Source organism: Longispora sp. NPDC051575, assembly GCF_040681875.1.
Taxonomy (GTDB): domain Bacteria; phylum Actinomycetota; class Actinomycetes; order Mycobacteriales; family Micromonosporaceae; genus Longispora.
In genome coordinates, this window is record NZ_JBFAZP010000012.1 from 1 (window position 1) to 21,407 (window position 21,407).

Here is a 21,407-nt window from a genome sequence, read left to right on the forward strand (position 1 = left end):
AACCAAAGTCCCAGTGCCGACGGGGTAAATCATAATTGGCACTAACTTTCCGACACCCTGTTGAGTTCTCAAAGAACAAACACACACCACTCAGCGACCAATTAAGTCACCCTGGGGGTTTTTGTTGCGATTTTCTTACTTCGGTAACTCTATCACGTTCGCTCCCGGCTAGTTCTTTCGAACCCCGCCCGGGGCAACCGCTCAAGCTTACCTGGCTTGGTCTTCCGTGTCAACCGGATGTTTCCGATCTTCACTTCGATCTCACCCGCCCGCCGTCAACCCCCGGCTCTCACCGGCTGATCTTCGTTGGACTTGCTCCAGACCGACCAACCGCTCTCGCGGTCTTGCCCGGCTCCCTGGCGCCTTGGAGAACTCTACCCGGTCGGTTTCAGCGGCTCGCACCGCCCCCACCCGGTTGCCCGGTCCCGTTGCTCCCCGGTGTGTTTCCTACCGGTTTGCCCCGTTCCTCGCTGGCAGAGAGAAATTTACGGCAACGTCCGAGCGAAGGTCAAATCGGGGGTCGGTGTCCCGGCTCACCCGTGCCCTGAGCTGCGAAAAGGGGCCGGCGCGATGCGCCGGCCCCTCCATGCGTACCCCTAAAGGGCTTTTTGGACCCAGCCGTGGGGGTCCTTCGCCCGGCCCTGCTGGATGTCGAGGAGCTGGGCGCGGAGCTTCAGGGTCACCTCGCCCGGGGTCCCGTCACCCACGGAGAACTCGCCCGCGGCCGAGCGCAGGGTGCCGACCGGGGTCACCACCGCCGCCGTCCCGCACGCGAAGACCTCGCGCAACCGGCCGTTGCCGGCGTCCGCCCGCCACTCGTCCACCGAGTAGGGGCGTTCGACCACCTGGTGGCCGGCGTCGCGGGCCAGCTGGATGATCGAGTCCCGGGTGATGCCGGGCAGGATCGTGCCCGTGAGCGGGGGCGTGACGAGGGTGCCGTCGTCGTACACGAAGAAGATGTTCATGCCGCCGAGCTCGTCGACGTACTTGCGTTCCGTGGTGTCGAGGAAGACGACCTGGTCGCAGCCCTCCCGGGTGGCCTCGGCCTGGGCGACCAGCGAGGTGGCGTAGTTGCCGCCGCACTTGGCCGCGCCGGTGCCGCCGGGGGCCGCCCGGGTGTACTCCTCGGAGATCCAGAGTTTGATCGGGGTGGGGCCGCCCTTGAAGTACGCGCCGACGGGGCAGGCGATCACGCCGAACAGGTACTCCGCGGAGGGGCGGACGCCCAGGAAGACCTCGGACGCGATCATGTACGGCCGCAGGTACAGGCTGGACTCGGCCTGGCCCGGGATCCACTTCTCGTCGACCGTGACCAGTTCCCGGACCGCCCCGAGGAACAGCTCCTCCGGGATCTCCGGCATGGCCATCCGGCGGGCCGAGTCCCGGAACCGGCGCGCGTTGGCGTCGGGCCGGAACAGGGTCACCCCCCCGTCGGAGGACCGGTAGGCCTTCATGCCCTCGAAGATCTCCTGCGCGTAGTGCAGGACGGCGGTCGCCGGGGACATCGGGATGGGGCCGAACGGCTCCACCCGGGCGTCGTACCACCCCTTGGAGTCGGCGTAGCGCACCGTGACCATGTGCTCGGTGAATACCTTCCCGAACCCGGGATTGACGAGCAGGGCCTCGCGCTCGGCGTCGGAGACGGGAGTCGGTGCGAGGTTCCGCTGGAAGCCAAGGATGTCACCGCCGGTCATGGCGTGTACCTCCGGTCGTTCGATGGGGGCTTAACGAGGGTTAGGCTACCCGCTCCGCTACCCGGTCCCCCACCGCGGACGTGCTCAGAGTGCCGCCCGGCGTGCGCGCCGCCAGCTCCTCGGCCACCGCGGCGGTCACCCGGGCCGCCTCGTCGGCATGTCCGAGATGCTCCAGGAGGAGCGAGACCGACATGATCGCGGCGATCGGGTCGGCGATGCCCTGACCGGCGATGTCCGGCGCGGAGCCGTGCACGGGCTCGAACATCGACGGGTACGTGCCGTCCGGGTTGACGCAGCCGCTCGCCGCCAGCCCGATGCCCCCGGTGACGGCGGCCGCGATGTCGGTGAGGATGTCGCCGAACAGGTTGTCGGTGACCACCACGTCGTAGTGCTGCGGGCGGGTCACGAGGAACATCGCGGCGGCGTCCACGTGCTGGTACTCCGTCTCGACGCCCGGGAACTCGGCCGCGACCGCGTCGAAGGTCCGGGTCCAGAGGCCGCCCGCGTTGACCAGCACGTTGCTCTTGTGCACGAGGGTCAGCTTCTTGCGGTCGCGCTTCGTGGCCCGGGCGAAGGCGTCGCGGACGACCCGCTCGACCCCGTGCCGGGTGTTGAGGCTCTCCTCGGTGGCGACCTCGGCCGGCGTCCCCTTGTGCAGGGTGCCGCCGGCGCCCGCGTACAGGCCCTCGGTGCCCTCGCGGACCACCACGAAGTCGATCTCGCCGGGCTTGACGCCCGCCAGGGGGCTCGTGGTGCCGGGCCAGAGGCGGGACGGGCGCAGGTTCACGTACTGGTCGAAGTCGAAGCGGAGCTTCAGGAGCAGGCCGCGCTCCAGGATGCCGGGGGGCAGGTTCGGGTCGCCGGGGCGGCCGCCGACCGCGCCGAGCAGGATCGCGTCGTGGGTGGCGAGTTCGGCCTGCACGCTCGGGGGGAGGACCTCGCCGGTGCGCAGGTAGCGTTCGGCGCCCAGGTCGTACTCCGTGGCCTCGGTGCCCGGGAGCACCGCGTCGAGCACCTTGCGGGCCTCGGCGATCACCTCGCCGCCGATACCGTCGCCCGGGATAACCGCGATGCGCGCCACGCCAACCTCCTTGATGGGTACCTTTGCGGCCACGCTACCCGGGTTCCCATTTTCTGGCCGGCTGCTCCCAGCATGTGGACTTGCGCCCTGTCGGGGGCGGCCGGAGGCGCGGACCCACAGGGCGGATGCACCGGGGACGGCGAAAGGCGGGGCACCCGGATGGGTACCCCGCCGATGGTGTTGCTCGTCGTTCTCAGGCCTCCGTGAGGTCCACCGTGCAGGCGCTGCTCGCGCCGACGACCGTCGCCGCCGAGTTGAGCAGGTCGCCGGTCACCGGGGAGTCGACCGCCAGGGCCATCAGCGCGTCGCCGCCGGCGCTCAGGCGGGCCACCTGCATGCCGGCGATGTTCACGCCCGCCTCGCCCAGCAGGCCACCGATCGCGCCGACGATGCCGGGACGATCGGCGTAGCGGAAGAGGATGACGTTGCCCTCGGCCGGCACGTCCAGGTCGAAGCCGTCGACCTCGGTCAGCTTGGCGACCTCGCGCGGGCCGGCCGTCAGGGTGCCCGACACGCTCACGGTGCGGCCGTCCGGCAGGGCGCCGCGCAGGGTGAGCAGGTTCTGGTACTCCGGGCTGTCCTCGAACGTCGCGAGCGTGATCTCCACGCCGCGCTCCTTGGCCAGCAGCGGGGCGTTGACATAGGTGACCTGGTCGGCCACCACGTCGGCGAACAGGCCCTTGCTCGCGGCGAGCTGGAGCACCGACACGTCGTGCGCGGCCACGTCCCCGCGGACCTCGACGACCACGTTGGCCGCGAGGCCGCCGGCCACCGCCGTGTACACCCGGCCGAGCTTCTCGGCGAGCGGCAGCAGCGGACGGATCTCCTCGTGCACCACGCCGCCGACCTGCACGTTCACCGCGTCGGGCACGAACTCGCCCTGCAACGCCAGCTTCACGCTCTTCGCGACGGCCAGGCCCGCCTTGTCCTGGGCCTCCACGGTCGAGGCGCCCAGGTGCGGCACCGCGACGACGTTCTCGAAGGCGAACAGCGGCGAGTCGGTGCACGGCTCCTTGACGAAGACGTCGAGACCGGCGCCGCCGACGTGGCCGCTGGCCAGCGCGTCCGCGAGGGCCTGCTCGTCGATCAGGCCGCCCCGGGCCGCGTTGACGATCCGGACGCCCTTCTTGGTCTTCGCCAGCTCCTTGGCGCCGATCAGGCCCACGGTCTCCGGGGTCTTCGGCAGGTGGATCGAGATGAAGTCCGCCTCGGTCAGCAGCTCGTCGAGGGTGACCAGCTTGACGCCCAGCTGCGCGGCGCGGGCCGGCTGCAGGTACGGGTCGTACGCGATCAGCTTGACGCCGAACGCGGCCATCCGCTGGGCGAACAGCACGCCGATCCGGCCCAGGCCGACCACGCCGACGGTCTTCTCGAAGATCTCGACACCGGTGTACTTCGACCGCTTCCACTGGCCCTGCTTCAGCGCGGACGCCGCCGGGACCGTGTGCCGCGACACCGCGAGCAGCAGCGCGACGGCCTGCTCGGCGGCGGACACGATGTTCGAGGTCGGCGCGTTGACGACCATGACGCCCTTGGCGGTGGCCGCCGGCACGTCGACGTTGTCCAGGCCGACGCCGGCCCGGGCCACGATGGCCAGCTTCGTGCCGGCCGCGATGGCCTCGGCGTCGATCTGGGTGGCGCTGCGGATCAGCACCGCGTCGGCGTCGGCGAGCGCGGCCAGCAGGGCCGGGCGGTCGGTGCCGTCGACGTGGCGGACCTCGAAGTCGTCGGCGAGCACGGCCAGCGCGGCCGGCGCGAGCTCTTCGGCGATGAGAACGACGGGAAGCGTGGTGGGAAGGTTCATGCGATCCTCAAGGAGTCTGTGAAGTGGCGGCGGCGGGAACGCCACGCTGCGCTCCGCGTCCAGGTCCATCGTGTGGCCTGGCCTTCCGCTCCCGATCCTACGGGGTGGGATGGGTCACCCGTCCAGGGGTGCGCTTTGCGACATTCGATACACCTCGGCCGAACGATCATTCAGTACTCATTGACCGTTCACGATCTTTTGGTTAAGAATCCTTACTGTGCTTCCCCCTCTCCCCCAGGAGCCACAGTGAAGAGAATCCTCGCCGGTGCCGTCGTCGTCGCGGCCACGTCCCTGTCCCTGCTCGGCGTCACCGGCGGGCCCGCCTCGGCCGCCGGGACCTGCACGAAGAACATCAACGGCTCCAACGTGGGTACGGCCACCTGCACCGGCCTCGCGCCGGGCACCCGGTGGCGGTACGTCGTGGAGTGCTACCCGAACAGCACGCCCGGCGGGTACGCCGCCTGGGGCACCATCGTCACCGGCGACGGCACCTCGGTCGCCACGTGTCGGACCGACCAGCGGGCCCTCGACGGCGGCATCTTCCTCGCCTAGAACGCCGGAAGGGGCGGAGGCTCGTGGCCCCCGCCCCTTCCGCGCGCTGCTGACTAGGCGGTCTCGGTGATCGGGTTGTCGACCCAGCTCATCATGCCGCGCAGCTTCTTGCCGACCACCTCGATCGGGTGGTTCGCGTTCTCCTCGCGGAGCTTGGCGTAGTTCGCCCGGCCCGCCTCGTCCTCGGCGACCCACTCGGCCGCGAACCGGCCGTCCTGGATCTCGGCGAGGATCTTCTTCATCTCGTCCTTGGACACGGAGCTGATGGCGCGCGGGCCCCGGGTGTAGCCGCCGTACTCGGCCGTGTCGGACACCGAGTAGTTCATCTTCGACAGGCCGCCCTCGTACAGCAGGTCGACGATGAGCTTCAGCTCGTGCAGGCACTCGAAGTACGCGACCTCGGGGGCGTAGCCGGCCTCGGTGAGCACCTCGAAGCCGTTCTTGACCAGGTCCGCGACGCCGCCGCAGAGCACGGCCTGCTCGCCGAACAGGTCGGTCTCGGTCTCCTCCGTGAACGTGGTCTCGATGACGCCCGCGCGGGTGCCGCCGATGCCCTTGGCGTACGCGAGGGCGAGCGCCTTGGCGGTACCCGTCGGGTCCTGCTCGACCGCGATCAGGCACGGCACGCCCTTGCCGTCCACGAACTGGCGGCGGACCAGGTGACCCGGGCCCTTCGGCGCGATCATGATGACGTCGACGTCGGCCGGCGGCTTGATCAGGTCGTACCGGATGTTGAGGCCGTGGCCGAACGCGAGCGCCTTGCCGGCGGTCAGGTTCGGGGCGATGTCGTTCGCGTAGATCGAGCGCTGCGCGGTGTCCGGCGCGAGCACCATGATCACGTCGGCCTCGCGGGCCGCCTCGAACGGGGTGACGACCCGCAGGCCCTGCTCCTCCGCCTTCGGCCGGCTCTTGGAGCCCTCCGGGAGCCCGACCCGGACGTCGACGCCGGAGTCGCGCAGGGAGAGGGCGTGCGCGTGGCCCTGGCTGCCGTAGCCGAGGACGGCCACCTTCTTGCCCTGGATGAGGGAGAGGTCGGCGTCGTTGTCGTAGTACACGTTGACCATGGATCTGTGCCTTTCAGTGGTGGGGCCCGCTGAGGACGACGATGCGTGCGTTGTCGGGAACCTCGCATACAACACCGGTATGCGAGAACCCCTCCTGGTCGGGCCGGAGGCTCGCCAGTCACACAGTGCCTCCCCGCCCTCAGCGGGCCAAGACGCTAGATCAAAACCGAGACGATGATTTAGGCGACCGAACGGAGCGTGGAGCCGCTGGTGATGGATTTCGCGCCGCGGCCGACCGCGACCAGGCCCGACTGGACCATCTCCTTGATGCCGAACGGCTCGAGCATCCGGAGCAGCGCTTCGAGCTTCTCCTTCGTGCCCGTGGCCTCGATGATCACGGCGTCGGGTGAGACGTCGACGACCTTCGCCCGGAACAGGGTCACTGTCTCCAGGACGTGCGAACGGCTGGTCAGGTCGGCCCGGACCTTGACCAGGAGGAGTTCGCGCTGGACGGAGCCGGTGGGCTCCAGTTCCACGATCTTGAGCACGTTGATCAGCTTGTTGAGCTGCTTCGTGACCTGCTCGAGGGGCTGTTCCGCGGCGTCGACGACGAGCGTGATCCGGGAGATGCCCGGCTGCTCGGTCTCGCCCACCGCGAGGGAGTCGATGTTGAAGCCGCGCCGGGAGAACAGGGCCGCGACCCGGGCCAGGACGCCGGGCTTGTTCTCCACCAGGACGGACAGGGTGTGCTTGCTCATCCGGTCACCTCGGTGTGGGTGGGTCGGCGGGTGCTGGCGGGGGACGTGGCCGCCCGGCGGGGATAGGCGATCTCGCCGAAGAACGGCGGGCCGTCCACGGGCGCCGGGGTCAGCTGCGCGGAGCTCTGGGGCGCCGGGCGGGTCGGGGCGGTCACAGGTCGTCCTCGTCGAACGTCGGCCGCACGCCGCGGGCGAACAGGATCTCGTCGTTGCTCGTGCCCGCGGGCACCATCGGCCAGACCATCGCGTCCTTGCCGACCACGAAGTCGATCACGACCGGCCGGTCGTTGATCTCCATCGCCTGCTTGATCACCGCGTCGACGTCGTCGGCCGACTCGCAGCGCAGGCCGACGCAGCCGAGCGCCTCGCCCAGCTTCACGAAGTCGGGGACCCGGGGCTTGTCCTCGGAGTGGTGGGTGCCGAGGCCGGTGTTGGAGTACCGGCCGTCGTAGAACAGGGTCTGCCACTGCCGGACCATGCCCAGGTTGCCGTTGTTGATCACGGCCACCTTGATCGGGATGTTCTCCAGCGAACAGGTGGCCAGCTCCTGGTTGGTCATCTGGAAGCAGCCGTCGCCGTCGATCGCCCACACGGCCTTGTCCGGCGCGCCGACCTTCGCGCCCATCGCGGCCGGCACCGCGTAGCCCATGGTGCCGAGGCCGCCGGAGTTGAGGAAGGTGCCCGGGTTCTCGTACGAGATGAACTGGGACGCCCACATCTGGTGCTGGCCGACGCCCGTCGCGTAGATGGCGTCGGGGCCGACGAGCGCGCCGATCCGGCTGATCACGTACTGCGGGGCCAGGGTGCCGTCCTCGTGCTCGGCGTAGCCCAGCGGGTACCGGTCGCGGATGTCGTCGAGCTGCTCCCACCAGGCCTTCAGGCTCGGGTGGTTCTCGCCGACCGCCTCGATCAGCGCCGCGATGATGATTTTCGCGTCGCCGACGATCGGGACGTCCGCGTGCCGGTTCTTGCCGATCTCCGCCGGGTCGATGTCGGCGTGGATGACCGCAGCGTCGGGGGCGAAGCTGTCCAGCTTGCCGGTGACCCGGTCGTCGAACCGCGCGCCGAGCGTGACCAGCAGGTCGGCCTTCTGGAGCGCGAACACCGCGCCGACCGTGCCGTGCATGCCGGGCATGCCCATGTGCTGCGGGTGGCTGTCGGGGAACGCGCCCCGGGCCATCAGCGTCGTGACGACCGGCGCGCCGGTCAGCTCCGCCAGGGCCCGCAGCTCCTCGGTGGCGTCGGCCTTGAGCACGCCGCCGCCGACGTAGAGCACCGGGCGGCGGGCGGTCGCGATCAGCTTCGCGGCCTCGCGGATCTGCTTGTTGTGCGGCTGGGTCGTCGGGCGGTAGCCGGGCAGGTCCATGACCGGGGGCCACTCGAAGACCGTCTGCGCCTGGAGCACGTCCTTCGGGATGTCCACGAGGACCGGGCCCGGGCGGCCGGTGGCGGCGACGTGGAAGGCCTCCGCCAGTACCCGTGGAATGTCCCTGCCGTCCTGCACGAGGTAGTTGTGCTTCGTGATCGGCATGGTGATGCCGTGGATGTCCGCCTCCTGGAAGGCGTCCGTCCCGATCGCGGCGCGGGAGACCTGGCCGGTGATCGCGACGATCGGCACGGAGTCCATGTACGCGTCGGCGATGGGGGTGACGAGGTTGGTCGCGCCCGGGCCGGAGGTGGCCATGCAGACGCCGACCCGGCCGGTGGCCTGGGCGTATCCGGTCGCGGCGTGGCCGGCACCCTGCTCGTGGCGGACGAGGATGTGGCGGACGCTGGAGTCGTACAACGGGTCGTATGCCGGCAGAATCGCCCCACCCGGAATACCGAACACCACCTCTACGCCGAGCGCCTCAAGCGACGCGACGAGCGACTGGGCGCCGGTCAGGGCGCGGGCGGCCTGGCTTTCTGGTTTGGTCATCGGGAGTCCCATGCTCTGGAATAGATGTGGTGGCTGGGCAACAAAAACCGCCCTCGTGCAGGTGCACGGGGCGGGGCGCGTCATCGGATCACGACGACGCGCTAGCTAAGTACTACGATCCGCTGGGTCTGCAGCATGCGGTAAAGCCTGCCTCATCTCACGCCCTGAGTCAACTTGTCCCACATCATGGGCGAATGTTTCTTCGAGCAGCGCCTCCAGGCGTTCGGCGGGCATCGGGCGGCCCAGCAGGAAGCCCTGGCCCAGCCGGCAACCGGCCGCCGCCATGGTCGCCAGCTGCGCCGGTTCCTCGATGCCCTCGACGATCACCTCCAGGCCCAGGCGCTGACCGAGCTGCACCACGAGGTCCGCGAGCGGTTCGAGATCCTTGTCGATCTTGACGATGTCGACGGGCAGCGTCCGGAGCTGGGCGAGGGAGGAGTAGCCGGCGCCGAAGTCGTCGAGCGCGACCCGGACGCCCATCCCGCGCAGCACCATGATCCGTTCGCTGAGGCCCTTGATGTCGCGGGCCATCCGGTGCTCGGCGATCTCCACCGTCAGCCGGTAACCGGGGAGGCGGTGGATCCGGAGCAGCTCCGCCAGGTGCACGGGGAACTCCGGCAGGTGCAGTTGCCGGGTCGACAGGTTCACCGACGCCCACAGGTCGTGCCCGGCCCGCAGCCACGCCGACAACTGGTGACAGGTGCGGTGCAGGGTCCACGTACCCAGCTCCTCGACCAGGTCGGACTCCTCCGCGACCGGGATGAACTCCGAGGGCTCGACCACCCCCAGCCTCGGGTGCCGCCAGCGCAGCAGCGCCTCCACCCCCACCAGGCGGTTGTCGGGGAGGTGCAGCACCGGCTGGAAGACCAGCGACAGCTCCCCGCGCTCCCCCGCGCCGCGCAGCTCCTGGGCCATGTCGGCGCGGCGGGCCATCGACTCCGCGTACTCCGCGTCGTACTCCTCCACCCTGTTCTTGCCGCCCCGCTTCGCCGAGCGCAGGGCCATGTCGGCGTTGCGGAGGAGCTGCGGCACGTCGGTGGCGGTCCGGCAGCCGGCCAGGCCGATGCTGGCGGAGAGGAAGACGGTCAACTCGTCCAGCCGGTACGGCGCGTTGAGCACCTTCAGCAGCCGGCCCGCCACCACCGCCGCCGCCCGGGGCCCCGACCACATCAGCACCGCGAACTCGTCGCCCCCCAACCGGGTCGGCACGTCCCCCGGGCGCAGGTTCGCCCGGAGCCGGTGGGCCACCTCCACCAGCACCGCGTCGCCCACGTCGTGGCCCCGCACGTCGTTGACGTTCTTGAAACCGTCCAGGTCGAGGGTGAGCAGGGTGCAGGTGCGCCCGCCCGCCTCGTCGTGCAGGGTGCGCAGCAGGGCCCGGCGGTTGCCGAGGCCGGTGAGCGGGTCCGCGTACGCCATCTTGGCCAGCTCGCGCTCCAGGTGCTTGCGGTCCGTCACGTCCCGGCAGTGCATGACCAGACCGGCGACCTGCGGGACGTGCCGCTGGTCACTGATCATCGACTCCAGGTCGCGCCACTCGCCGGCCGCGTCGAGGATCCGCGCGTACATCCGGGTCTGGGAGCCGCCCGGGCCGGCCAGGATCTCGCGGAGCACGTCCTCGACGGCCTCCACGTCCTCCGGGTGCGGCAGCTCCAGGAACGACCGGGCCACGATGTCGCGCTCGATCAGGCCCAGCCGCCACGCCGCCGACGGGGACAGCCAGCCCACGTCGAGCCGGCTGTCCAGGATCATGGTCACGTCCGAGGCGCCGGCGACGATCGAACGGAAGTGCGCCTCGCGGTGGGCGAGCTCCGCCGCGTACCGCCGGGCGTCGCGCATCGTCAGCGCCTGCCGGCCGACCAGCGCGGCGGCGACGGCCGTGGCCGCGTACGCCGCGCGGACCGTCAACGGGCCCACCGTCACCAGGTGGTAGAGCGTCGCGCCCAGGGCGGCGGCCACCGGGAGCATCGACAGCCCCGTGCCCAGCCGGGGCAGCGGCGCGTGCCCGGCGGGGCCCGGACCCGACTCGCCCGTGGCCCGGACCACGGCCAGCACCAGCACGCCGACCCCCGCGAGCCACAGGACCAACCCCGCAGGACGGGTACCCGGCAGCGCCGCCCACCGCCACAGCACGTGCGCGAACGTCCCGGCGGACAACAGCCCCGCCCCGGCGGCGACCGCGAACACCGGACCCTTGGGCTGGCTGGCCCGCAGGCACACCGCCACCCCCGCCCCGCACACCACGGCGACCGTCGCGCCGGCCACGGTCACGATGGCCGGGGGCCGGACGATCCGGGGCCCCAGGATCAGCAGCCACACCACATAGGCCCCGCTGCCGGCGACGAGCAACCCGTCGAGCACCGCGCGGACCCGGGCACCCCAGCCGCACGGGCCGCCCCGCATCGTCAACAGGCCCGTGAGCAACAGGGCCGCGCAGCCGAGGCCGGCGAGGGTGGTCAGCCGGATCCCGATCCGCGCGTCGGCCGACAACGCCAGACCGTGGGCAAGGACAGACACCCCAAGACCGGCGACCAGCCACGGGGCCCTACCAAACGGAACAAGCGTGCGAGGGGGCACGAGATCTACTGTGCCGAACTTTTCTCTGATTCGGGACACACAGCGTGTCCGTTATCTGTCACGGAGTTTTCCCGCCCAGTGGGCGTACGGCGGGCCGATGGCGGGCGCCGGAGGGCGGTGGGAGACTCGTGGTATGCCTGAGCTGCGGTCGAAGACCTCCACCCATGGCCGGAACATGGCCGGCGCGCGTGCCCTGTGGCGTGCCACCGGCATGACGGACGGCGATTTCGGCAAGCCGATCGTCGCCATCGCGAACAGCTTCACGCAGTTCGTACCCGGCCACGTGCACCTCCGCGACGTCGGGAAGATCGTCGCCGGCTCGATCGAGGCGTCCGGCGGGGTGTCCAAGGAGTTCAACACGATCGCCGTGGACGACGGGATCGCGATGGGCCACGGCGGGATGCTGTACTCCCTGCCGTCGCGGGAGCTGATCGCCGACGCGGTGGAGTACATGGTGAACGCGCACTGCGCCGACGCGCTCGTGTGCATCTCCAACTGCGACAAGATCACGCCCGGGATGCTGCTCGCCGCGCTCCGGCTCAACATCCCCACCGTGTTCGTCTCCGGCGGCCCGATGGAGGCCGGCAAGACGGTCGCCATGAACGGGGTCGTCACCCACAAGCTGGACCTGATCGACGCGATGGTGGCCGCCGCCGACCAGGCCGTCTCGGACAGCGACCTGGACAAGATCGAACGCTCGGCGTGCCCGACCTGCGGCTCCTGCTCGGGCATGTTCACCGCCAACTCGATGAACTGCCTCACCGAGGCCATCGGGCTGGCCCTGCCGGGCAACGGTTCCGTGCTGGCCACGCACGCCATGCGCCGGGGGCTGTTCGAGGAGGCCGGGCGCACCGTCGTGCGGATCGCCGACGCGTACTACGCCAACGACGACATGTCCGTGCTGCCCCGGGCCATCGCGTCCCGGGCCGCGTTCGAGAACGCCGTCGCGCTCGACGTGGCCATGGGCGGCTCCACGAACACCGTCCTGCACCTGCTCGCCGCCGCCCGCGAGGCAGAGGTCGACTTCAACGTCGCCGACGTGGACGAGATCTCCCGCCGGGTGCCGTGCCTGGCGAAGGTCGCGCCGAACTCGCCGAAGTACCACATGGAGGACGTGCACCGGGCCGGCGGCATCCCCGCCCTGCTCGGCGAGCTGCACCGGGGCGGCGCCCTGCGCACCGACGTGTGGTCGGTGCACTCCCCGGACCTGGACTCCTGGCTGGCGGAGTGGGACATCCGCAGCGGATCCACGTCGGCCGCCGCGCTGGAGCTGTTCCACGCCGCGCCCGGCGGGGTGCGCACCGTCGAGCCGTTCTCCACCGACAACCGGTGGTCGAGCGTCGACACCGACGCGGCCGAGGGGTGCATCCGGTCCGTCGAGCACGCCTACTCCGCCGACGGCGGGCTCGCCATCCTGTTCGGCAACCTCGCCCCGGACGGCTGCGTGGTCAAGACCGCCGGCGTCCCCGACGACTGTCTCACCTTCACCGGACCCGCCAAGGTGTACGAGTCGCAGGACGACGCCGTCACCGCCATCCTCGGCAACCAGGTGGTGGCCGGCGACGTGGTGGTCATCCGGTACGAGGGGCCCAAGGGCGGGCCGGGCATGCAGGAGATGCTGTACCCGACCTCGTTCCTCAAGGGGCGCGGGCTCGGTCGGGCGTGCGCGCTGATCACGGACGGGCGGTTCTCCGGCGGGACCTCGGGGCTGTCCATCGGGCACGCGTCGCCCGAGGCGGCGGCCGGCGGGCTGATCAGCCTCGTGCGCGAGGGCGACCCGATCGTGATCGACATCCCGAACCGGGCGATCCGGCTGGACGTCGCCGACGACGAGCTGGAGGCGCGGCGGGTGGCCGAGGAGAAGCGGGACCGGCCGTACACGCCGGTGGACCGGGTGCGGCCCGTGTCGGCGGCGCTGCGGGCCTACGCCTCGATGGCGACCAGCGCGTCCGACGGGGCGTACCGGCTGGTGCCGTAGCCGGACCGGGCCGGCACCCGTGCCGGGCGCCCGCCCGTACCCGTCGAAAGATCTAGGCCAGGAGCGCGTAGACCGTCGAGACCTCGGCGGCCACGCCCTTCGACGCCGACAGCGTGATGGTCACGAAGGCGAGGCTCCGGCCGGCCTTCGTGACCGACGCGCGCACCAGGGTGTCCTCGCCCACGACCGGCCGCTGGAACGTCGAGGACAGCTGCACCGTCGTCATCGGGAAGAATCCGCCCCGGGTCGCCGACAGGGCGATCACGGACGCGGTGTCGGCGGCGGCCATCATCGCCTGCCCCGACAGCGCCCCGCCCTCCCGGGCCAGGTCGGCCGACCACGGCAGCCGCAGCGTCGCGGCGCCCTCCCCGACCTCCTCGACGACGAGCCCGAGTGCGAGCACCCAGGGCGCGAAGTTGGCGGCCAGAATCGCGTTGCCCTCCGCGGGCGTGAGTCCCATGGCGGCGAAGCATAACGGCTTGATCTCGTGATGGGAGCCCGCCGCAGGTCGACTAGCATGACAAGTACGCGACTGGCGCGGGTTTGGGTGGGCATAAACCACCGGGAAGCGACACTCGCCGGGCACCGTGCGCCTGGGTGCCGGGATCAGCGAAAACCATGTCTGGAGACGAGCAGTGCACGAGCCATCGATCTCGCACCTGGCCACCGAGGACCCGCAGATCGCGGGTCTGATCGAGGCCGAGGCGAAGCGCCAGTTCGAGAAGATCCGCATGATCGCCTCGGAGAACTACGTGTCGACCGCCGTGCTCGAGGCGACCGGGACCGTCCTGACGAACAAGTACTCCGAGGGCTACGCCGGCAAGCGGTACTACGAGGGCCAGCAGTTCATCGACCAGATCGAGACGATCGCGATCGAGCGGGCCAAGTCCCTGTTCGGCGTCGACCACGCGAACGTCCAGACCTACTCCGGCTCCCCCGCGAACCTGGCCGTCTACCTGGCCTTCCTGAACCCGGGCGACACCGTGCTCGGCATGGGCCTGCCGGCCGGCGGCCACCTGACCCACGGCTGGTCGGTCTCGGCCACCGGCAAGTGGTTCAACGCCGTGCACTACGGCGTCGAGAAGGAGACCGGCCTCGTCGACCTGAACAAGGTCCGCGAGCTGGCCCTGGAGCACCGGCCGAAGCTGATCATCTGCGGCGGCACGGCCATCCCGCGCACCATCGACTTCCCGGCCTACGCGGCCATCGCCAAGGAGGTCGGCGCGGTCCTGCTCGCCGACATCGCGCACATCGCCGGCCTGATCGCCGGTGGCGCGCACCCCTCCCCGGTCGGGTACGCCGACGTGATCTCCACCACCACGCACAAGACCCTCCGGGGCCCGCGCGGCGCGATGCTGATGTGCAACGCCGAGCACGCCAAGGCCATCGACAAGGCCGTGTTCCCCGGCCTGCAGGGCGGCCCGCACAACCACACGACGGCCGGTATCGCGGTGGCCCTCAAGGAGGCCGCGACCCCCGAGTTCGGCGTCTACGCCCACCAGGTCGTCGCCAACGCCAAGGCCCTCGCCGCCGCCCTCGTGGAGCGCGGCTTCGACCTGGTCTCCGGCGGCACCGACAACCACCTGATCCTCGCGGACCTCACGCCGAAGGGCATCGCCGGCAAGCCCGCCGCGCAGGCCCTCGACGCCGCCGGGATCGAGCTGAACTACAACTCGGTGCCGTTCGACCCGCGCAAGCCGTTCGACCCGTCCGGCATCCGGCTCGGCACCGCCGGGCTCACCACCCGGGGCCTCACCCCGGAGCAGATGCCGCAGGTCGCCGCATGGATGGACGAGGCGATCGGTGCGGCCCTCAAGGAGGACACCACCGAGCTCGACCGGATCGCCGGCGAGGTGTCCGACCTGCTCAAGGCCTACCCGATGCCCGGGTACGCGGCGGAGTAGCCACGCACTTCCCGGACCCCGGCGCCCCGCTCTTGTGGGGCGCCGGGGTCTTTTCAAGAGCATTTGATGGTTACGGTGGGGTGTGACCGGTGTCCGGCGGTTCGTCTGGGCTGCCCGGAGCGCCCCCGCCAAGCCGGGCGTTCCCGACCGGGAGTAAGCCCCCGGCTCGGCCCGGGGTCGGCGCTCGGCCCGGGGGTCAGCCCGCGCGTCGGGTCGCCGCCCACTCCAGCAGGGGTTCCACGTGCTCCGCGGGGGCGGCCCGGCCCAGAACGGCCCCCTGCCCGTACCGGCAGCCGGCCGCCTTCGCCGTCGTCAGCGCCTCCGCCGTGCCCAGGTCCTGCGCGACCACCTCGTAGCCAAGGCGGCGGCCCAGGGTCACCACCACGGCCGTCGCCGGGCCCGAACCCTTCACCAGGTCCACCGACAGCCGGCGCAACTGCCGCATGGTGGCCGGCCCCAGGTCCGTACCCCCCAGGCAGACCCGGACGCCGAGTGCGCGCAGACCCGCGAGCTGGCTCGTGACCTGGCGCGAATCGCCCGGCCCGGTCACCTCAACGACCAGGCGGGCCGCCGGCACCCGGTGGGTGGTCAGGGCCGCGGCGACGCCCGCGACGTACGTGACGGACTCCAGTTCGGCGGGCTCGGCACGGACCGTGATCCACAGGTCGCGGCCGTCGGCGAGCCAGCGGGCGAGCTGGCGGCACGAGCGGTCGAGGACCCAGGCACCGAGCAGGGGACCGAGGCCCGCCTCTGCGGCCATCCGGAGCAGCTCGGCCGGACCCAGCCAGCCGAGCTTCGGATGGTGCCAGCGCGGCAACGCCTCCACCCCGGCGGTCCGGCCGTCGGCCAGGTCCACGACCGGCTGGAACCTCAGGTCCAGCGCGTCCTTCTCCAGGGCGGCCCGCAGGTCCGCGCGCCGGGCGGCCGGCAGGCGACGGGGGCGGCGGCGGTACAGCCACGCCCCGCCCGCGACCAGGGCCGCGAGCAGGCGCAGCCAGAACGCGTCGGCGACGACGGCCACGGCGAGCGCGAAAGTGATGAGTATCGTCATCCGCCCACCTCCTCCCGCTTCCTGTCTAACGACCCGGAAGGTTGCCAGTTACCCGCCGCCCGGGGGCCACCGCGGGGCCGGGAACACCGCTCGGCCGCCGGGCTGCCGCACCGCTGACAGCGGGCCGCACGGCCAGTCGCCGGCCGGGGGCTTCGGGACGGGGGCGCGAGGCGCTCGCGGGGTGCCGCCGCGCAGGGAGGGGAAGGGGGCGGGTGGGCGTACCCGTCGCGTGGGTTCGATCTTGGTTTGTGGTGCCTCACGGGGGCCGGAGCGGCTGTGGGACGATCGGGGCGTGGCCCGACGCGAAGACGTAGTGAGATTCCGGTACAGCGGCGCGATCATGGTCGCGGTCGTGTTCGCCGCGTTCGGCGCGCTGCCGTTCGCGCTCAGCTCGTGGTGGCTGGCGCCCGTGCTGCTCGTGCCGGCCGCGATCGGGCTGTGGGCCGGCCGGGCCGGGGTCGACGCGGCGCCCGAGGGGCTGACCGTGCGCGGCGCCGTGGGCAGCCGGCGGCTCGACTGGTCGGAGATCGACGGGTTCGAGGCTGTCGGGAAGAAGGTCGCGGTGCTGCTGCCGTCGGGGGCGACCCTGCCGCTGCCGGCCGTCCGGCCGACCGATGTGCCCCGGCTGGTGGCCGCCGGGGGACGCGTCCTGGGCGGGGAAGCGGATACCCTGGGCTCGTGAAGCCCCCTGTGATCGTCCGCCGGGCCCTGGTCGTGCTCACCACCGCGAGCCTGCTCGCCGGGTGCACCTTCGGCCCGCCCTCGGAGAAGGACACGGGCAGCCCGCCGAGGTTCCCGACCCCTTCGCCGTCGAAGTCGGCCACGGACGACGACGACCAGGCCAGCGCGACCGTGATCGCCCGCAACCTGAGCGTGCCGTGGGGGGTGGCGTTCCTGCCCGACGGCGGGGCGCTGGTCACGGAGCGGGACAGCCGCCGGCTGCTCAAGATCGGCCCGGAGTCGACGTCCAGCGGCCTGAAGGTGCAGCCGTTGGCCACGATCGAGGAGGCCTTCTCCAGCGGCGAGGGCGGGCTGATGGGCGTCGCGGTGTCGCCGACGTACGCGACGGACCAGACCATCTTCCTGTACTACACGACGAAGACCGACAACCGCGTCGCGAAGATGAAGATCGGCGAGCGGCCCGAGGCGATCGTCACGGGCATCCCGGTCTCCGGCATCCACAACGGCGGCCGGCTCGCGTTCGGCCCCGACGGCTTCCTGTACGTGAGCACCGGGGACGCGAGTACGACGGGCAACTCCCAGGACCTGGCCAGCCTCGGCGGCAAGATCCTCCGGGTCACCGCCGAGGGCAAGCCCGCCCCGGGCAACCCGTTCCCCGAGAGCCTGGTCTGGAGCCTCGGACACCGCAACGTGCAGGGCTTCGACTGGGACGCCGACAAGCGGCTGTACGCGGTGGAGTTCGGGCAGAACGAGTTCGACGAGCTCAACCTCATCGAGCCCGGGAAGAACTACGGCTGGCCGGTCGTCGAGGGCGTCGGCACCGACCCGAAGTACGTGAACCCGCTGACCACCTGGAAGCCCGTCGACGCCTCGTGCAGCGGCGCGGCGGTGGCCGGTTCGATGCTGGTCGCGGCGTGCCTGCGCGGGGCCCGGCTGTGGCTCGTCGGGCTCAACGGCAAGGGCAGCCTGCTCGGGGCCCCGGTTTCGGTGCTGCGGGACGAGTACGGGCGGCTGCGGACCGTGGTGCGCGCCCCGGACAACACGCTGTGGGTGACGACGTCCAACAAGGACGGCCGGGGCAAGCCGACCACCGAGGACGACCGGATCCTGCGGATCGTGCTCAGCGGCGCCGGGGGCGTCGGCAAGAGCTAGCCCGCCCGGGGAACGCCTCGGGTCGCGGGCACGTGGGGCGGCACCCGCTCGGGTCACGGGCAGGCGGGGCGACACCCAGCCGGCTCGCGGCTCTCGACAGGGCACCGCCACGGGCCGGGCCGGGTGCCAGTCAGCTCAGGGAACGGGCCGGGTGCCGGTCAGCTCAGGGAACGGACCGGGTGCCGGTCAGCTCGGGGTCGGGGACGGGGTCGGGCTGGGGGTCGGCGTGACCTCCGGCTTCTTCACGATCCGGCGTTGCAGGGTGACCTCGGAGCGCCCGGTACCCCCGACGGAGATGTCGTCGTAGGCCTGGAGCTTGGCGCCCGAGCTGAAGTACAGCACCGACATGGCCAGCGGGGTCGGTTCCTTCAACTGGAGCCCGCGCAGCCCCGCCCCGCCGGTCGAGCCCTGCACCATGAGCAGCGTCTCGGCGTTGTACTCGCTGACCTCCCGGTGGTGCTTGTGCCCGGCCAGGATCAGCGGCACCTCCCCCGCCAGCGGTCCGGCCATCGCCGGGTCGTGGATCAGGGCCAGGTCCGCGCCGCCGGCCCGGTCGATCGTCGTCGCCAGCTGGTTGCCGGTGTCGAACAGCCGGCGCTTCTCCAGCAGGTCGTTGGAGTCGGCCGTCTTGTCGGGCGTGAACCGGGGGTCGCCGATGCCCGCGATCCGCAGGCCGCCGACCGTCGCGATCCGGTTGTCCAGCACGATCGCGTTCTTCTGCTTGGCCACCTCCGCGACGGTCTCGGCGGAGTCGTGGTTGCCCCGGATGAACACGTACGGCACGTTCAGGGTGGCGATCGAGCCCGCGTACGCCGCCGCCTCGCGTTCCGTGCCCCAGTCCGTCAGGTCGCCGGTGTCGACCACCACGTCGATGCTGAACTGCTGCACCACGGTGCGCACCACGTCCCACGCGCCGGGGTTGAGGTGCATGTCGGACACGTGCAGGACGCGGATCGCGCCGTCGCCGGGCTCGTAGACGGGCAGGGTGGAGACGGTGGTGTAGAGCTTGCCGACATTGGTGACGAGGCGTTGCAGCTCGCCGCGGTACTGCTCGTACCTCGACGCGATCTTGCGCGCGTCACCGACGACGGCCGGCGCGTTGACCAGCAGCCCGTCGTAGCGCGGCTCGTCGATCGCGTCGCCCCGGAACGTCGCGAACGCCGTGCCCAGGCTCGCGACCACCAGCCCGAGGGCCAGCCCGCCGACCTGGGCGACCCGGCGGGTCCGCCGGTAGACGAGCGCGGACAGCAGCAGCGCGCCGAGCAGGGCCGCCCCGACCGACTGGACCACGGCCCGGGTGATGCCCTCCTGGGCGTCGGTGAACGCGCTGGCGCTGGCCGCCTCCAGGCCGTTGGGGTCGGAGACCAGCTTCTGGGTACGGGCCTGGTCGAGCGCGTCGAGGCGGATCGTGAGGCGCTCCGGCCCGGCGTGGCTGTCCAGGGTCAGCGAACCGAGCGGGGGGATGACGACCTGGGTGCCGCCGTGCAGCCCCGGGGACAGCGAGAACTCCGCCTGGAACGGGCCGAGCTGGCCGGTGGTGGTGCCGCCGATCAGCAGGCCGAGGACGACGCCGGTGACCGTGACGGCCAGGATCCCCAGCCAGCGGACGGTGCGGCGGGCGAACCGGGAGCGCAGGGCGTCGTCGAGAACGGTGAGCAGGGCGCGCAGGCGGATGGCCATGCCGCCATTGTGCACGGCGGGCGGGCCCGTGGCGCGAGGTGCCGCCGTGACCGGGCACGGCGGCACCTCGTAACCATCAAACGATCTTGATCTTAGGCGAGCCGCTCCAGCACGAGGGCCCGGACCGTCTTCGCGTCGGCCTGGCCGCCCGTCGTCTTCATGACCGCGCCGATCAGGACGCCCGCCGCGCCCTGGTTGCCGGCCCGGATCTTGTCGGCGACGTCCGGGTTGGCGGCGATCGCGGCGTCCACGGCCTCCAGCAACGCGCCGGTGTCGGAGACGACCCCGAGGCCCCGGGCGGTCATGATCTCCGTCGGGGTGCCCTCGCCGGCGACGACGCCCTCCAGGACCTGGCGGGCCAGCTTGTCGTTCAGCTTGCCCGCGTCGGTGAGCTTGACCAGCTCGGCGATGTGCGCCGGGGTGACGCCGAGCGCGTCCAGCTCGACGCCGGACTCGTTGGCGCGCCGGGCCAGCTCGCCCATCCACCACTTGCGCGCGCCGTCCGGGCCCGCGCCGGCCTCGATGGTCGCCGCGATCAGCTCGACCGCGCCCGCGTTGAGGATGGACTGCATGTCGTGCTCGTTGATGCCCCACTCGTCGCGGAGCCGCAGCCGGCGGAGCCGGGGCTGCTCGGGCAGGCCCGCGCGCAGCTCCTCGATCCAGGCGGCGTCGGGGGTGACGGGGACGAGGTCGGGCTCCGGGAAGTACCGGTAGTCCGTCGCCTCCTCCTTGCTCCGCCCCGGCGTGGTGACCCCGGTGTCCTCGTGGAAGTGCCGGGTCTCCTGCTTGATCTTGCCGCCGCTGTCGAGGATCCCGGCCTGGCGGATGATCTCGGACCGCACGGCGCGTTCGACGGACCGCAGCGAGTTGACGTTCTTCGCCTCGGTCCTGGTCCCCCACGGCTCGCCCGGCTTGTTCAGCGAGGTGTTCACGTCGCAGCGCAGCGAACCCTGCTCCATCCGGACGTCGGACACACCCAGGGCGCGCAGCACGTCGCGCAGCTCGGTGACGTAGGCCTTCGCGACCTCCGGGGCCATCGCGCCCGTGCCCGCGACCGGCTTCGTGACGATCTCGATCAGCGGGATGCCGGCCCGGTTGTAGTCGACCAGCGAGGACGTCGCGCCGTGGATGCGGCCGGTGGCCCCGCCCAGGTGCAGCGTCTTGCCGGTGTCCTCCTCCATGTGCACGCGCTCGATCTCGATCCGGACCGTCTCGCCGTTGACCTCCACGTCGAGGTAGCCGTCGAAGCACAGCGGCTCGTCGTACTGCGAGATCTGGAAGTTCTTCGGCATGTCCGGGTAGAAGTAGTTCTTCCGCGCGAACCGGCACCACTCGGCGATCGAGCAGTTCAGGGCGAGGCCGATCTTGATCGTGGACTCGATCGCGACGGCGTTGACCACCGGCAGCGCGCCCGGCAGCGCCAGGCACACCGGGCAGACCTGGGTGTTGGGCTCCGCGCCGAACTCGGTCGGGCAGGAACAGAACATCTTGGTACGGGTACCCAGCTCGACGTGGGTCTCCAGCCCGAAGACCGGCTCGTACGCCTGGGTGACCTCTTCGACAGTCGTCATCT

Annotated in this window: 17 protein-coding genes and 1 riboswitch; of the genes, 5 read left to right on the plus strand and 12 right to left on the minus strand. The window is 71.3% G+C overall.

The annotated features are described in order from the left end of the window. Window positions 1-596 precede the first annotated feature (596 nt). The 3 genes from AB0M43_RS32575 to serA form a co-directional block, all read right to left on the minus strand. Window positions 597-1,694 (minus strand): branched-chain amino acid aminotransferase, encoded by a 1,098-nt coding sequence (locus tag AB0M43_RS32575; protein ID WP_363729943.1) that lies wholly within the window; start codon window positions 1,692-1,694, stop codon window positions 597-599. A 40-nt stretch (window positions 1,695-1,734) separates the two neighbouring features. Then, a complete protein-coding gene (locus tag AB0M43_RS32580) occupies window positions 1,735-2,775 on the minus strand; it encodes a 3-isopropylmalate dehydrogenase (protein WP_363729946.1) in 1,041 nt (346 codons plus the stop codon). A gap of 193 nt (window positions 2,776-2,968) precedes the next feature. Then, window positions 2,969-4,579 carry a phosphoglycerate dehydrogenase gene (gene serA, locus AB0M43_RS32585; protein ID WP_363729949.1) on the minus strand — a complete coding sequence of 537 codons (1,611 nt, stop codon included), beginning with the start codon at window positions 4,577-4,579 and terminating at the stop codon, window positions 2,969-2,971. Between the two features lie 246 nt (window positions 4,580-4,825). On the opposite strand from serA, the gene AB0M43_RS32590 reads away from it, so the two are divergent. Then, window positions 4,826-5,131 (plus strand): hypothetical protein, encoded by a 306-nt coding sequence (locus AB0M43_RS32590; protein WP_363729952.1) that lies wholly within the window; start codon window positions 4,826-4,828, stop codon window positions 5,129-5,131. Between the two features lie 53 nt (window positions 5,132-5,184). On the opposite strand, the gene ilvC is transcribed toward AB0M43_RS32590, so the two are convergent. From ilvC to AB0M43_RS32615, 5 genes are all read right to left on the minus strand, one after another. Beyond that, the gene (gene ilvC, locus AB0M43_RS32595) at window positions 5,185-6,195 is read right to left on the minus strand and encodes a ketol-acid reductoisomerase (protein ID WP_363729954.1); all 1,011 of its coding nucleotides are present in this window, start codon (window positions 6,193-6,195) and stop codon (window positions 5,185-5,187) included. A gap of 179 nt (window positions 6,196-6,374) precedes the next feature. Then, window positions 6,375-6,893 (minus strand): acetolactate synthase small subunit, encoded by a 519-nt coding sequence (gene ilvN / locus AB0M43_RS32600; RefSeq protein ID WP_363729956.1) that lies wholly within the window; start codon window positions 6,891-6,893, stop codon window positions 6,375-6,377. Further along, window positions 6,890-7,048, minus strand: a complete 159-nt coding sequence (locus tag AB0M43_RS32605) for a hypothetical protein (protein ID WP_363729958.1) — start codon at window positions 7,046-7,048, stop codon at window positions 6,890-6,892. Before AB0M43_RS32605 ends, ilvN begins: the two co-directional genes overlap by 4 nt. Further along, window positions 7,045-8,823 (minus strand): acetolactate synthase large subunit, encoded by a 1,779-nt coding sequence (locus AB0M43_RS32610; RefSeq protein ID WP_363729960.1) that lies wholly within the window; start codon window positions 8,821-8,823, stop codon window positions 7,045-7,047. The genes AB0M43_RS32605 and AB0M43_RS32610 overlap by 4 nt, the downstream gene beginning before the upstream one ends. Before the next feature lie 93 nt (window positions 8,824-8,916). Continuing rightward, complete coding sequence (locus AB0M43_RS32615) at window positions 8,917-11,328, minus strand: bifunctional diguanylate cyclase/phosphodiesterase (protein WP_363729961.1); 2,412 nt, start codon at window positions 11,326-11,328, stop codon at window positions 8,917-8,919. A 193-nt stretch (window positions 11,329-11,521) separates the two neighbouring features. Here AB0M43_RS32615 and ilvD point away from each other — a divergent pair, with 193 nt between their 5' ends. Then, the gene (ilvD, locus tag AB0M43_RS32620; RefSeq protein ID WP_363729964.1) at window positions 11,522-13,366 is read left to right on the plus strand and encodes a dihydroxy-acid dehydratase; all 1,845 of its coding nucleotides are present in this window, start codon (window positions 11,522-11,524) and stop codon (window positions 13,364-13,366) included. Between the two features lie 52 nt (window positions 13,367-13,418). Here the strand turns inward: ilvD and AB0M43_RS32625 are convergent, their stop codons facing one another. Next, entirely contained in the window at window positions 13,419-13,826 is a 408-nt protein-coding gene (locus AB0M43_RS32625) for a PaaI family thioesterase (RefSeq protein WP_363729966.1), read from the minus strand. 58 nt (window positions 13,827-13,884) lie between these two features. After that, a riboswitch (ZMP/ZTP riboswitch) is annotated at window positions 13,885-13,972 on the plus strand. Window positions 13,973-14,001: 29 nt separating this feature from the next. Between AB0M43_RS32625 and glyA the strand changes: the two genes are divergently transcribed. Continuing rightward, window positions 14,002-15,270 carry a serine hydroxymethyltransferase gene (gene glyA, locus AB0M43_RS32630; RefSeq protein ID WP_363729968.1) on the plus strand — a complete coding sequence of 423 codons (1,269 nt, stop codon included), beginning with the start codon at window positions 14,002-14,004 and terminating at the stop codon, window positions 15,268-15,270. Between the two features lie 196 nt (window positions 15,271-15,466). Here the strand turns inward: glyA and AB0M43_RS32635 are convergent, their stop codons facing one another. Then, window positions 15,467-16,321: an EAL domain-containing protein gene (locus AB0M43_RS32635; RefSeq protein WP_363729970.1), complete on the minus strand. Its 855-nt coding sequence runs from the start codon at window positions 16,319-16,321 to the stop codon at window positions 15,467-15,469. A gap of 313 nt (window positions 16,322-16,634) precedes the next feature. Here AB0M43_RS32635 and AB0M43_RS32640 point away from each other — a divergent pair, with 313 nt between their 5' ends. Together AB0M43_RS32640 and AB0M43_RS32645 are read left to right on the plus strand one after the other, a co-directional pair. Beyond that, entirely contained in the window at window positions 16,635-17,003 is a 369-nt protein-coding gene (locus AB0M43_RS32640) for a PH domain-containing protein (RefSeq protein WP_363729973.1), read from the plus strand. Next, window positions 17,000-18,154 (plus strand): PQQ-dependent sugar dehydrogenase, encoded by a 1,155-nt coding sequence (locus tag AB0M43_RS32645; protein WP_363729975.1) that lies wholly within the window; start codon window positions 17,000-17,002, stop codon window positions 18,152-18,154. The genes AB0M43_RS32640 and AB0M43_RS32645 overlap by 4 nt, the downstream gene beginning before the upstream one ends. A 186-nt stretch (window positions 18,155-18,340) precedes the next feature. Here the strand turns inward: AB0M43_RS32645 and AB0M43_RS32650 are convergent, their stop codons facing one another. Together AB0M43_RS32650 and gatB are read right to left on the minus strand one after the other, a co-directional pair. Next, window positions 18,341-19,834, minus strand: coding sequence for a metallophosphoesterase (locus AB0M43_RS32650; RefSeq protein WP_363729977.1), 1,494 nt, complete (start codon window positions 19,832-19,834; stop codon window positions 18,341-18,343). 92 nt (window positions 19,835-19,926) lie between these two features. Next, window positions 19,927-21,405, minus strand: coding sequence for an Asp-tRNA(Asn)/Glu-tRNA(Gln) amidotransferase subunit GatB (gatB, locus tag AB0M43_RS32655; protein ID WP_363729978.1), 1,479 nt, complete (start codon window positions 21,403-21,405; stop codon window positions 19,927-19,929). Window positions 21,406-21,407: the final 2 nt, after the last annotated feature.